We start from the raw sequence: 12,386 nt of genomic DNA, 5'->3' as shown, positions 1-12,386 counted from the left end.
TAGTATGAGGTATAAAACTACAATTTATAATGGTTGAGCAATAGTTTTTCGTAGAGTTTATCCGGTAAAATATTCTTAAGGACCAGAGAAAACTTTTGCATAAAAGCACCTACCGGATTATGCACTTTGGGTCGTTTTTGGTTGATGATCTTATACACCGCCTCTGCTACTTTAATGGGATCTCCGGCACTGTTTACATCATCGTTTATGGAATCTACGGTCTGTGCATATTTATCCTCATACGGAGAACCTTGCAAAACCGGAGCATGGTACCTTCCCGCCGCTATATTGGTAGCAAAATCCCCGGGGGCCACATTGGTAATGCTAATGCCAAAATCCTTGGTCTCCATGCGCAAAGCTTCGGTAATCAAGCCCAAAGCACCTTTGGTGGCCGAATAAAACCCGCGGAACGGCAAGCCCATATACCCTGCGATGGAGGTCACATTGATGATAGCTCCCCCACCCTGCTGGCGCATTTGTGGCAATACCGCTTTCATCACATGGACAGGTCCGTGAAAATTGGTATCAAAAACATCCAAGATTTCTTCATGGGGGGTTTCCTCAATGGGACCGGTAATACCTTTTCCCGCATTGTTGATCAATACATCCAAACGCCCTTCTTTGGAAACAACCTCGGAAACAGCCCTGTGGATGCTGCCCACATCCTTTACATCCAATTGGATAAGTTCAAAAGCATCAAAATAAGGGTGATTGTCCGGGTTTCGTGTGGTTCCGTAAACTTTATAGCCTTTGGAGGTCAAGAAAGTTCCAATGGCCTTGCCTATGCCAGAGGAGCCGCCGGTGATCAAAATAACTTTTCTATCCATGGCCATCTGAGTTTAGGGAACAAAAAAAGGCAAGCTACCTACATCGCACCGCTACGACCACATACCCTTGCTGCGTTCCCGCCCTGGGGGATTCTGCAGGAGCTGGTCGTGTAGGACTTGCCTGTGCAAATATACGACCTTTTAAAATTTGCCACAATCCTATTTCATTCTTAATTTCGAAGTGTAAGCATTTATGCCATGAAACATGCATTTAAGACTATGATCAAATTAGCTTCCATTTTTGGGTTTTTACTGTTCTTCCTAGGTTGTGGAGGAGAAAACGATCCTTCCAAACTTTTTTCCATTCAACTGGAGAACAACAATGTACAGCAATATCAAAAGGTAGGTGTTGCCATCAAAAACAAAAAAGATGTCGAAATCTCCAGTGTCAAATATTTTATGGATGGGCAAGAACTTCCTTTGGAAAACAACCAACTTACCATTAATGCAAAAACTTTGGGAAACAAAACGCTTGTGGCCCAAATTGAAATTGAGGGACAAACCGTAGAAATTAAGGAAGATTTTCGGTTGTTGGCCGCCCAAGCTCCTGAAATATACACCTATGAAATTGTGAATACTTATCCCCACGACCCTAAGGCTTACACCCAAGGCTTGGAGTTCCACAATGGTACACTTTATGAAAGTACGGGAAAAAAAGGGGCTTCCACTGTCAGAAAAGTGGATTTTGAAACTGGTGAAGTGATACAAAACATAGATTTGGACAATACCGTCTTCGGTGAAGGCATTACCCTTCTCAATGACAAGTTGTACCAACTCACTTGGCAAAGTGGTCTCGGTTATGTTTACAACGCCTCCAACTTGGAAAAAATTAGAAACTTCTCCTACGGCAAGAGCCGTGAAGGTTGGGGACTCTGCAACGATGGCAAAAAGCTCTTCAAAAGCGACGGCACAGAAAAAATCTGGTTTTTAGACCCTGAATCCCTTGAGGAAGTGGGCCATATTGAAACCGCAACCAATAAATCCATTTTCAACAAGGCCAACGAACTGGAATACGTGAACGGAAAAATCTATGCCAACGTCTATCAAAAGGAAAGCATGATGATCATTGATGCTGCCTCAGGGGCCATTGAGGGCGTGATCAACTTTGGTGGACTCAAGAGCAAAATCCAAAAAGGTCCTAACTGGGACGATACCAACTCTGTGCTCAATGGAGTAGCCTACCATAAGGACAGGGGCACTTTTTTTGTGACCGGAAAAAATTGGGACAAACTCTTTGAGGTGAACATCCTTAAAAAAGATTGATGAAGACCTATACCGAAGTCTTAAATGTATCCCCAGAAGACCTTGATGACCTTGACCATGTCAACAATGTGCGCTACGTGGAATGGATTCAGGATATTTCCAAGAAGCACTGGGAAAAGGTTGCCCCACAAGCCATGCGCAACGAAATGGCCTGGGTGGTTCGCAACCACAACATCAACTACCTAAAATCCGCCGTATTGGGAGATACGCTTCAAGTTTCTACCTATATAAAGAACAATACTGGCCCATTGTCCGTACGTGTTGTGGAAATCAAAAACAATAAAACAGGTCAACTTTTAGTTAATGCCCATACAGAGTGGTGTCTTTTGGATGCGAGGACGTTTCGTCCCAAACGCGTTCCCGAGGCTATCAACAATCTATTTCTATAGTGGACCGTTGGCACATAAACCTTGTTTCTGCCATGGCAGGGATTTTCCTTGTTGTGATGGGAGCATCGTGCCGAAAGGATTTTGACTACACTCCCAGCACTGGCCAGTTAACATTTTCCAAGGATACCGTTTTTCTGGATACCGTTTTTACCAACATCGGAAGCAGCACTTATACCCTGAAGGTATACAACCCCACCAACAATGACATTTTGATACCCTATGTGGGATTGGAAACCGGACAGAGCAGCAGTTATCGCCTCAATGTGGATGGTATGGCAGGAAAAGAGTTCGACAATGTACCCTTACTGGCCAAGGACAGCCTTTTTGTCTTCATCGAGACCACTTTTGACATCACCCCGACCACTACCAACGAATTTTTGTATGCCGAAAGCCTCATATTTGGAAATGGTACTTCAAACCAAAAAGTGGAATTGGTCACCTTGGTCAAGGATGCCGTTTTTTTATATCCCACTACCCATTCGGATGGTACCAAGGAAACATTGGTCTTGGGCCAGGATGAAACGGGGAACGACATTACTGTGGAAGGTTACTACCTAAAACCTGACCAGCTCAATTTTACCCAAGAAAAACCTTATGTAATCTACGGCTATGCTGCCGTTCCCGAAGGGAACACGCTCACTATGCAGCCTGGAACGCGGGTTCACTTTCATAACCGCTCCGGAATTTTGGTAGATGCAGGGGCATCCATCCACATCAATGGTGCATTGAGTGAAAATCAAGAAACACTCGAAAATGAGGTCATCTTTGAGGGTGACCGCTTGGAGCCCAGTTTTGAAGATGTCCCGGGACAATGGGGTACAGTTTGGATCAGGGAAGGCAGCAACAACAATATAATAACACATCTAACCTTAAAAAATGCCACAGTGGGCCTACGGGTCTATGGTGATACTGTTCTGGACTCCCCTACCCTTACTTTGCGCAATACCCAAATCTACAATAGTCAAGAATACAATCTTTGGGCCACGGCAGCCCATATCAATGCGGAAAATACGGTATTGGGCAACGCAGGAACTTCATCCTTGTATATTGACTTGGGTGGAAAGTACAATTTTGTGCACTGCACCTTGGCCAATTTTTGGCCACATAGCTTCAGGAACGGGACCGCACTGTACCTTTCCAATTTTTCTGGCGACATCACCAACAATTTGCAGAATGCCAACTTTGCCAATTGTATCATAGCTGGGAGTTTATCCAAGGAACTGGCCTTACTGCAAGACCCAAATGCCAATTTTAACTTTACCTTTTCCCACTGTTTGTTACAGTTTAACGATAACAATGGTCAGTTTGGAGAAAATCCACTCTACAATTTTGACAATACGGCCCTTTACCGTAACATAGTGTTGAACCAAGAACCAAGCTTTGTCAACCCATCTAAAAACCAAATGACCATTCATGAGGGCTCTGCAGCCATAGACCTTGCCGACACCAATGTTTCTCTTTCTGTTCCAATGGATCTTTTAGGAACGGATAGAACCCAGAATCCAGACATTGGCGCCTACGAATTTTCATCCAACAACTAGATTTTTAACTGTTTATTGGGAAAAATGTAGGAAAATAAACCTTTTTCAAGGGAAACCCCTAGTTTTTTTAAGGGAAAACTTTAATGAGTTTATTTGGCACGTTAGTAACTTGCAATCAGCATTTTGCATATGGATTATACCTACACCATAATAGATTCCAGCGCCTCTTCCAAGCTCCAATTGCAGCTCTATCTGCAGGAGTACGAAGATTTTACTTGCGCAGGGGTAGCCACCAGTGCTTCGGAAGGATTGGACATTATTTTAAAGTTCACTCCAGACGTAGTACTCGTTAATTTGGCCGAAGATGGTTTGGAGTATTTTCAAATGGTAACGGAACTCAACCAGTACATGCCCAGCTTGCCCATCATTATTGGGTATGCCACTACCAAGAAGTATGCATACAATGCCATTAAGAGTGGCTTTTTCGACTATTGGATACTGCCTCATAATGAATTTGATGTTAGAAAGACCATTATGAGGCTTCGCAAATTGCACCCCAAGCACAACATCCCATCCACCATTTGCCTTAAGTCCTATAATGATTATAGGTATCTGGACACCAAGGACATTTTATATCTAAAATCGGACAACAACGCCACGGATTTCTTTATGAGGGATGGCAACGTGGTCAGTGCCTTTAAGACCCTAAAATCTTTTGAAGACCTATTGCCTGCCGGTTTTGTTCGGATTCACCAAAGTTATATCCTTAACAGCCGGTATGTTTCCCGTATAAATTATGGCAAGTCTTTGTGCACACTCAAAAATGGCCAGGACGAACTCCCCTTCTCCAAAACCTACAAGGGCAAGATAGACGCCCTTAAGGAAATGCTCTCCAAAACTGCAGTAGGAGAGTTAAATTGATCAAATTCTAGCAGATTTAAGTAAAATTCTAGCAGAATCCCTACAGATTCTAAATACCCCCTACTATTCTGCGCTTCTTCATATTAGGTCGATAATTTGGCGGTATAAACCTATTTATTAAACCATAAACCTAATATTATGAAAAAATTACTTTCTATTGTTGCGATTGCCCTTTTGACCACTGGACTATTCTCTTGCGAAGCGGAAACCGATGTACAGGACACTGAAGCCATGATCAAGAACCTTAGCGTTGACTCAGATGAGAACGCCACAGATGGTAAATACTCTGAATCTGACCCTAGAGGAGGAAGCAACTAATTTTTGTATTTATCTGATTATCCGTAGTTTTAAGTCGTGAAAAAAATGTTCCGCCTCCTAATCGGTGCCACAATACTTTGTGCTCTTGTTACGCATGACCAAGATGGTTCCCAGACCAATGGGACTAGAATAGAATCTGCTTGGATGGACAATGGCAACAGCACGATTTCGGCACCTGACCATGGAAACCTAAATAGTATAAAATACCATCTGTCCGGGTTCAGGTCCAGCGCAGATGATCGAAAACTATAAGGATCAACCAACATACGATATAGCCCCAACCTCAATCATGGTATGGGGCTTTTTTGTTACCTTGTATGGGGTATTTTTTGTAACAAAACCTACTTTGCCTTGAAAATTAAGTATTTACTTCCCATAATGGCGCTTGTTCTCTGGAGCTGTTCCCAGAACACTCCAAAAAAGAGGGAGAGCGTTGACCAGAAAAGTGAGTCCATTAAACAATGGATCGCTTTTGCGCGCGATAGTGCCCATCTACCCTTGGAAGAACGCAAACAGTTTTTGCAAAACGCCCAACAGGTTGTATCTACTTTAAAGAATGACACTTTGATCATAAACCATCTTTCCAACATTTCCTTGGCTTATATGAGTCTTCCTGACTCTTTGGAGTTCCGAAAGACCAACAAACAGGTCATGGAACTGGCCAAAAAAGAAAAACAATATACCGCGTTGGGAAATTCCCATTGGGATATGGCTGAATTTTTTCAATCGCGCGGGAGTTTGGACAGTGCCTTTTACCATTACCAGAATGCATTGAAATCCTTTGAAAGTCTTCCTGTAGATTCCACTTCAAACTCGCTGAAAGGAAGAATGTTGTACAACATGGGGCGTATCCAAGACTCCTATAAAGATTATCTGGGAGCCGAAACAAGTGTAACCAGTGCTATAAAATATTTTAATGAGTTAAAGGATATAAGGAGGTTATACTTAAGTTATAATGTATTGGGTATCATTGCCAGCGGTATGGGCAACAGTGACAAATCCTTGGAATATTTTCAAAGAGGCAATACCTACATCAACCAAATGCAGAGTGCGGATCGCATAAAATACACCGAACAGAGCCAAAACAACATAGCCCACGAGTTTTTAAAAAAAGAAGATTATCGGCGTGCCAAAATAGCCTTTGGGGACTTATTGCAGAGCAAGGATATTTTCACCCGGAACCCCGAGCTGTACTCCATGTCGCTTTCCAGTCAGGCCTATGCCATTTATAAAGATGAAAAGAACTTAGACACGGCAAAAGAATTATTGTCTCAAGCCATTAAGATCAATGACAGCATAGCGTATACTGTTGACCAACCAAGGGCCAAACAATTTTATGCCGAAATTTTGGCAGATCAGGGCGATACGGCAAGTGCACTCCTTTATGCTAAGGAATCTCGCAGTATGGCTAAAGAAACCTATAACAATGATCGTCTTCTGGAAGTGCTCCGTCTGCTCACCAAACTGGATAGCAACAATGCTGCATCCTACTCCAATGAGTATTATGACCTTAACGAGACCCTTAAAGAAGAGGAGCGCACCAAACGGGATAAGTTTGCGCGTATTCGCATGGAAACTGACGAGATCATACAAGAAAACGAAGTTCTTACCCGCGAAAAAGAACTCTGGGCCGCATTTGCATTGATTTTTATAGGATTGGGTACAGCCGGACTTGTTATTATAAACCAGCAAATTAGAAACAACAAATTAAAGAACAAACAAAAGCAGCACGAAAGCAACCAGGAAATCTACAACCTTTTACTTTCGCAACAGGGCAAAATCGAGGAAGGAAAGCAAATGGAGCAAAAACGTATCTCCGAAGAACTACATGATGGGGTTTTGGGCGAGATGCTGGGTATTCGTTTAATCCTCAGCGGCCTTAACGAAAAAGAAGATGGGGATTCCGTGGAAAAACGTGCAGAGTTCCTTGAACGATTGCGTGATGTGGAAGAGGAAATCCGCACCATTTCACACGAACTCAACCATGCGGCCTATGAAAAATTTCATAATTTTATTGTGTCCTTGGAGGGCTTCATTGAAAATCTGGAACAGTCCTCAGACATTGAATGTTCTTTTGCGTACGATAATGAGGTAAACTGGGACGGGCTGTTGGGTGACATCAAGATAAATGCTATCCGAATTGTTCAAGAAGCGCTTAAAAACTGCGTTACCCATGCCAAGTGCAAAACAGCCAGTGTAGCCTTGGATGTGCAGGGCAATAAACTCAAGATTGTCATTGCCGATGACGGAGTTGGTTTTGACACCAAGAGAAATAGAAGGGGAATTGGTCTTAGAAACATTGCCTCAAGGGTAAAAAAGTTAAAAGGAACCTTGGATATAGAAAGCAGTAAGGGCAAGGGAACCACAATAGTGGCCACAATTCCCTGTAAATACACAGAAACTGTTCCCCGCAAGGGAGATTCAGACCAAAGAGAAACAATAAATGCCTAAATCTTACATAGTAAAGCAGAACATATGAGCACACTTAGAATATTGGCCATAGACGATCATGAAATGACGATGTTGGGGTATAAATATATCCTAGAGCGTATTGAGTTCGAAGGCTATGAAATCATTATTGTGGATACTGCCACCACGTTTGCCGCAGGAAAAAAATTGATCGAGGATTCCGTGAATTCCTTTAAGTATGATGTACTGTTGTTAGACGTACAACTATATGCCCCCAATGAGGAACAGCCCCAGACCGGGGAAGAACTTGGAATTTTGGCCCGAAAGCTGGTGCCAGACACCAAAATAGCATTTATGTCCTCCTTTAGCGATAATTTCAGGATCAACAGCATTTTAAAGACCGTTGATCCCGATGGCTATTTGGTAAAGACAGACATTGACCCAAAAACCTTGGAAGATGCGGTAAAGACCATTGTGCTGAATCCACCTTATTATTCTTCCAAAGCGCTATCTGCCATACGGAAAAAAATGTCCAACGACATTGAAATAGATGAAAAGGACCGACAGATTTTATACCACCTTTCCAAAGGAACCAAAAATAAAGATCTTGAGAAATTTATCCGGTTGTCACCATCCTCCATCGAAAACCGAAAAAGACACATGAAAACGCTTTTTGGCACAGAGAACGAAAATGATCTGGCCTTGATCCTAGCCGCAAAAAACAGGGGCTTTATTTAACGTATCCTTTCCCTAATTTTCGAAATAATAAGAAATAGTAAATAGTTTTTCCGGTTTATGACCTAAAAACCCTACAAACTAAGGAAAACCCATAGAATTTTTATGGGTTTCCTTTACTCTTAAAAAAAAGATTCATCCTAACTTTAAGGGTAAAGAAAAATTAGATAGCAGCCACATGTCATTACAAAAAAAAACCAATCTAAATTTCCACCATTATGGCCCAAGGGTATTTGAGGTCGCATATGGGTTGGATGAGTTTCTGAAAGTTCTGGAAAGAAACTTTTTTGCAGAAGCCAAAGTTCAGTGCACTTACCATACTGAGAGCAAAAAAACCGATATGGTTTTGGGATTGGACCTTAATTTTGGCATAACGGAAAGTCTACACCATTTTAATAAGGGGACTTGGGGAGGTATGACATTTTCAGAAGACAACCACGTTGTTTCGAATGAATTTAAAAACCGCTCTGGAGCATTTGAATGAAAAAAATATTCATTGTATAGACATTGCTGAAATCTCATTTCACTTTAAGGATACTTCTGTCATAATCTCCAGACTCTACGAACACAGTATTGCCGAGCAATTGGGAGATATCCTCCTAAGAATCAGTGAGCATTTTGTATACCTTACCAAGGGTCTTACCCAAATGCCCTATGAAGTCTTTGTTCCCGTTTTTGAGGACAAATCCCAACGTAATGAGGAATTTTTACAGGACCACAACGGATATTTTGATTACTGGGGACTCTATTTCGAAAGTGAAAAACAGCACCAAGTAATGGTATATTCCCTTGAGGAGAGAAGGCTCAACCATGAAGACCTTTTCCTTTTGGAATAGCTCAAAATAATCTACCGGAACTAAATATTAAGCCACAAGAAATTAACCATTGAACAAAGGTCGAGACTTCATAAGCTCATTGACCTTTTTGCGTACTTGTGCAATTCCTTTCTCATCTTCTGGGTTCATGAGTACTTGATCTATGAATTCCACAATGGTTTCCATATCATCTTCTTTGAGTCCTCTTGTTGTGATTGCCGGGGTCCCAAAACGTATACCAGAAGTAATAAAAGGAGATTGGTCATCAAAAGGCACCATGTTCTTATTGGCTGTGATTGCAGCCAGCTCAAGAACCTTTTCAGCATCTTTTCCTGTAATGTTCTTGTTCCTTAAGTCGATGAGCATCATATGGTTGTCGGTTCCTCCAGAGATTACTTTGTAATCTCGTTTCATAAAGGCCTTGGCCATAGCATCCGCATTTTTCTTTACCTGCAGCATATAGTGTAGGAAATCATCGGAAAGAGCTTCCCCAAAGGCTACGGCCTTTGCAGCAATAATATGCTCCAATGGACCTCCTTGATTGCCTGGAAAAACGGCCAAATCCAATAAAGCCGACATTTTTCTTAGGTTGCCATTCTTTAGTTTAATACCAAACGGATTGTCAAAATTTTTCCCCATTAAAATAAGACCCCCTCTTGGCCCTCTTAGGGTTTTATGGGTTGTTGTTGTAACAATATGGCAATGAGGAACGGGATCGTTCATGATACCCTTGGCTATCAATCCTGCTGGGTGGGAAATGTCTGCCATTAAAATGGCCCCAACACTGTCCGCAATCTCACGGAACTTGGCAAAATCCATATCGCGTGAGTATGCAGAAGCGCCCGCAATAATCAATTTGGGCTTTTCCCTTTCGGCCACCTCCCTGATTTTGTCATAATTCAAAGTACCAGTTTCTTCGTCTACACCATAAAAAACCGGACGGTACAATTTTCCAGAAAAATTTACGGGAGATCCATGGGTCAAATGTCCTCCATGGACCAAATCAAAACCTAAAATTGTGTCCCCAGGATTCAAACAAGCATGATATACCGAGGCATTGGCTTGTGATCCCGAGTGTGGCTGAACATTGGCATATTCTGCACCAAAAAGTTCTTTTGCACGATCAATGGCCAATTGCTCTACTTCATCAACTACTTCACAACCTCCATAATAACGCTTTCCAGGATAGCCTTCGGCGTATTTGTTGGTAAGTACCGACCCTGCGGCTTCCATTACTTGTGGGCTAGTAAAGTTTTCGGAGGCAATCAATTCAATTCCCACAATTTGTCTTTCCCTTTCCTGTGTTATCAGGTCAAAAATCTTCTGGTCTCTTTGCATTTGGCGATTAAATTTAACAAGGGTCAAAATTACGAATTGCTTACCTAATTATCCCAAAAAAAACGATTCTGTGTTTGATTTTATCAAACAGAAATCAACAATTTTATGATTTTTACAACCCATTGAAAAAGAGTTGATTAAAAGGATTTTATCCGATTTATACTACCGTTCATCCTTTTTCGTTAATAGATTGTGGGTTTTTGGCACAGCTGTTGAAAACAATTCTGTAACCCATAAATTCAAAACCTATGAAAAAAATTTTACTCCTTTCAATATCGGTTTTCATTGTCGCCTGCAGTGGTGTCAAAAAAACCCAAGAGGCCTTGAATAGTGGAAATTATGTGGCCGCTATGAACAAAGCCATAAAGAACCTTGCAGAAAACAAGACTAAAAAGGGCAATCAGCAATACATCCTGCTCTTGGAAGATGCCTTTGCCAAAAACACCCAAAGGGAACAGGCGGAGATTTCTTTTCTTCAAAATGATGGCAACCCTGCAAATCTGGAAGCCATTTACAACAAGTATTTGCATTTAAAGGAAATACAGCAACGTATACGACCTTTAATGCCTCTAACTATTTATGATGAGGGACGGGATGCCCGTTTCAGTTTTGTGAACTACGATTCCAAAATTCTAAATACCAAAGATGATCTTTCGGAGCATCTGTACAACAACGCCTTAAACTTATTGTCCGATGCCCGGACAAAGGCAGATTACAGAGCTGCATATGATGACCTTAAGTATCTACAGGAAATAAATCCCGGATATAAAGCCACAATAGCCAAAATGGATGAAGCGTACAACAAAGGCTTGGAGTTCGTTAGAGTTGAGATTGCCAATCAAACCGAACAAATCATCCCAGAGCGATTGGAAAAAGAGCTTTTGGACTTCAATGCTTTCGGTATCGATAATTTTTGGCTGCAATACCATACCAATCCCTTATCCGATGTGACCTATGATTATGCCATGAACCTAGATTTCATGGAAATCAATGTTTCCCCGGAGCGTGTCAACGAGACCCAGATTATTAAGGAAAGACAGATCAAGGATGGCTGGGAATATCTCCTGGACAGGAACGGAGATGTAGTTAAGGATAGTTTGGGCAACAAAATAAAGGTAGACAAAATGCGAACCGTTACCTGTAAGTTTTTTCAATTTACGCAAAGTAAGAGTGCTCAAATTGGCGCAAAGGTGAGTTTTACTGACTTAAGAAATGGGCAGGAAATAAATGCCTATCCCCTATCCAGCCAATTTATTTTTGAACACATTTTTGCCAATTTTCAAGGAGACAAAAGAGCATTGGAAGACGACCTCTTGGTCTATTTAAATGCACGGGAGGTACCCTTCCCTTCCAATGAACAAATGGTATACGATGCCGGAGAGGACCTTAAAGCACGCTTAAAAGGCATTGTCTCAAAACATCAGTTTAACTAAGAAAAAGCCCCGCAAAGCGGGGCTTTTTTTATATGTAATCTTGAATATTGATATCAGTAATCGCTCCATGCGAAGTATGGAAAGACACTTCTCCATCCTTAATAATCAATAATTGAGGCGATTCGTGTCTTACGTGAAAGCTATCAGCAATAGCGTTGGAAATGTCCCTATGGGCTTGGATATCCAAAAAATAAAGGTCGCATTTTCCTTCCCATTCAAAGGAACCCTTAAACATACGCCATGTCATTCCGCTAATACCACAGGTAGTGGAATGTTTAAAAATAAGTTGCGTTTTTTCTTGTGAACGCTCTTTCAATCCATCCAACTGCCCCAAGGTTGTCAAAGAAACCCACGGCGATGTTGTATCTTCATTGGTAGATTTATCCCGTTTCCCAAATACATTGTCAAATAATCCCATGCTACAAATTTAGAGGATATGTCGAGCAGAACCAAAAAC

14 protein-coding genes and 1 other RNA gene are annotated in these 12,386 nt (G+C 41.6%); 11 read left to right on the top strand and 4 right to left on the bottom strand.

The window, feature by feature from the left end; genetic code table 11:
• Window positions 1–17: 17 nt before the first annotated feature.
• Both ACP14V_RS07165 and ffs read right to left on the bottom strand, forming a co-directional pair.
• The gene (locus ACP14V_RS07165) at window positions 18–827 is read right to left on the bottom strand and encodes an SDR family oxidoreductase (RefSeq protein ID WP_272609944.1); all 810 of its coding nucleotides are present in this window, start codon (window positions 825–827) and stop codon (window positions 18–20) included.
• Window positions 828–851: 24 nt separating this feature from the next.
• Window positions 852–950, bottom strand: an RNA gene (gene ffs, locus ACP14V_RS07160) — signal recognition particle sRNA small type.
• 75 nt (window positions 951–1,025) lie between these two features.
• Between ffs and ACP14V_RS07155 the strand changes: the two genes are divergently transcribed.
• From ACP14V_RS07155 to ACP14V_RS07110, 10 genes are all read left to right on the top strand, one after another.
• The gene (locus ACP14V_RS07155) at window positions 1,026–2,090 is read left to right on the top strand and encodes a glutaminyl-peptide cyclotransferase (protein ID WP_272609943.1); all 1,065 of its coding nucleotides are present in this window, start codon (window positions 1,026–1,028) and stop codon (window positions 2,088–2,090) included.
• Window positions 2,090–2,479, top strand: a complete 390-nt coding sequence (locus ACP14V_RS07150) for an acyl-CoA thioesterase (RefSeq protein WP_136566282.1) — start codon at window positions 2,090–2,092, stop codon at window positions 2,477–2,479. Before ACP14V_RS07155 ends, ACP14V_RS07150 begins: the two co-directional genes overlap by 1 nt.
• Before the next feature lie 32 nt (window positions 2,480–2,511).
• Window positions 2,512–4,020, top strand: a complete 1,509-nt coding sequence (locus tag ACP14V_RS07145) for a choice-of-anchor Q domain-containing protein (protein ID WP_272609942.1) — start codon at window positions 2,512–2,514, stop codon at window positions 4,018–4,020.
• A gap of 129 nt (window positions 4,021–4,149) precedes the next feature.
• Window positions 4,150–4,881 (top strand): LytR/AlgR family response regulator transcription factor, encoded by a 732-nt coding sequence (locus tag ACP14V_RS07140; protein WP_272609941.1) that lies wholly within the window; start codon window positions 4,150–4,152, stop codon window positions 4,879–4,881.
• A 138-nt stretch (window positions 4,882–5,019) separates the two neighbouring features.
• A complete protein-coding gene (locus ACP14V_RS07135) occupies window positions 5,020–5,199 on the top strand; it encodes a hypothetical protein (protein WP_272609940.1) in 180 nt (59 codons plus the stop codon).
• A gap of 45 nt (window positions 5,200–5,244) precedes the next feature.
• On the top strand, window positions 5,245–5,451 hold the full coding sequence (locus ACP14V_RS07130; protein WP_272609939.1) for a hypothetical protein: 207 nt from the start codon (window positions 5,245–5,247) through the stop codon (window positions 5,449–5,451).
• A 99-nt stretch (window positions 5,452–5,550) separates the two neighbouring features.
• Window positions 5,551–7,650 (top strand): sensor histidine kinase, encoded by a 2,100-nt coding sequence (locus ACP14V_RS07125; protein WP_424988024.1) that lies wholly within the window; start codon window positions 5,551–5,553, stop codon window positions 7,648–7,650.
• A gap of 24 nt (window positions 7,651–7,674) precedes the next feature.
• On the top strand, window positions 7,675–8,346 hold the full coding sequence (locus ACP14V_RS07120; protein WP_136566276.1) for a response regulator transcription factor: 672 nt from the start codon (window positions 7,675–7,677) through the stop codon (window positions 8,344–8,346).
• 175 nt (window positions 8,347–8,521) lie between these two features.
• A complete protein-coding gene (locus ACP14V_RS07115) occupies window positions 8,522–8,827 on the top strand; it encodes a hypothetical protein (protein WP_424988022.1) in 306 nt (101 codons plus the stop codon).
• Complete coding sequence (locus tag ACP14V_RS07110; RefSeq protein WP_424988020.1) at window positions 8,793–9,179, top strand: hypothetical protein; 387 nt, start codon at window positions 8,793–8,795, stop codon at window positions 9,177–9,179. The genes ACP14V_RS07115 and ACP14V_RS07110 overlap by 35 nt, the downstream gene beginning before the upstream one ends.
• A gap of 42 nt (window positions 9,180–9,221) precedes the next feature.
• Here the strand turns inward: ACP14V_RS07110 and glyA are convergent, their stop codons facing one another.
• A complete protein-coding gene (glyA, locus tag ACP14V_RS07105) occupies window positions 9,222–10,496 on the bottom strand; it encodes a serine hydroxymethyltransferase (RefSeq protein ID WP_272609935.1) in 1,275 nt (424 codons plus the stop codon).
• A 248-nt stretch (window positions 10,497–10,744) separates the two neighbouring features.
• Between glyA and ACP14V_RS07100 the strand changes: the two genes are divergently transcribed.
• On the top strand, window positions 10,745–11,929 hold the full coding sequence (locus tag ACP14V_RS07100; protein ID WP_272609934.1) for a hypothetical protein: 1,185 nt from the start codon (window positions 10,745–10,747) through the stop codon (window positions 11,927–11,929).
• Window positions 11,930–11,957: 28 nt separating this feature from the next.
• Here ACP14V_RS07100 and ytxJ read toward each other — a convergent pair whose 3' ends face one another.
• A complete protein-coding gene (gene ytxJ / locus ACP14V_RS07095) occupies window positions 11,958–12,347 on the bottom strand; it encodes a bacillithiol system redox-active protein YtxJ (RefSeq protein WP_272609933.1) in 390 nt (129 codons plus the stop codon).
• Window positions 12,348–12,386: the final 39 nt, after the last annotated feature.

The sequence above is a fragment of the Flagellimonas alvinocaridis genome (genome assembly GCF_965248585.1).
Classification (GTDB): Bacteria; Bacteroidota; Bacteroidia; order Flavobacteriales; family Flavobacteriaceae; genus Flagellimonas; species Flagellimonas alvinocaridis.
Note: the sequence above shows the minus strand (reverse complement) of the source record. Positions and strands in the feature narration are given on the sequence as shown.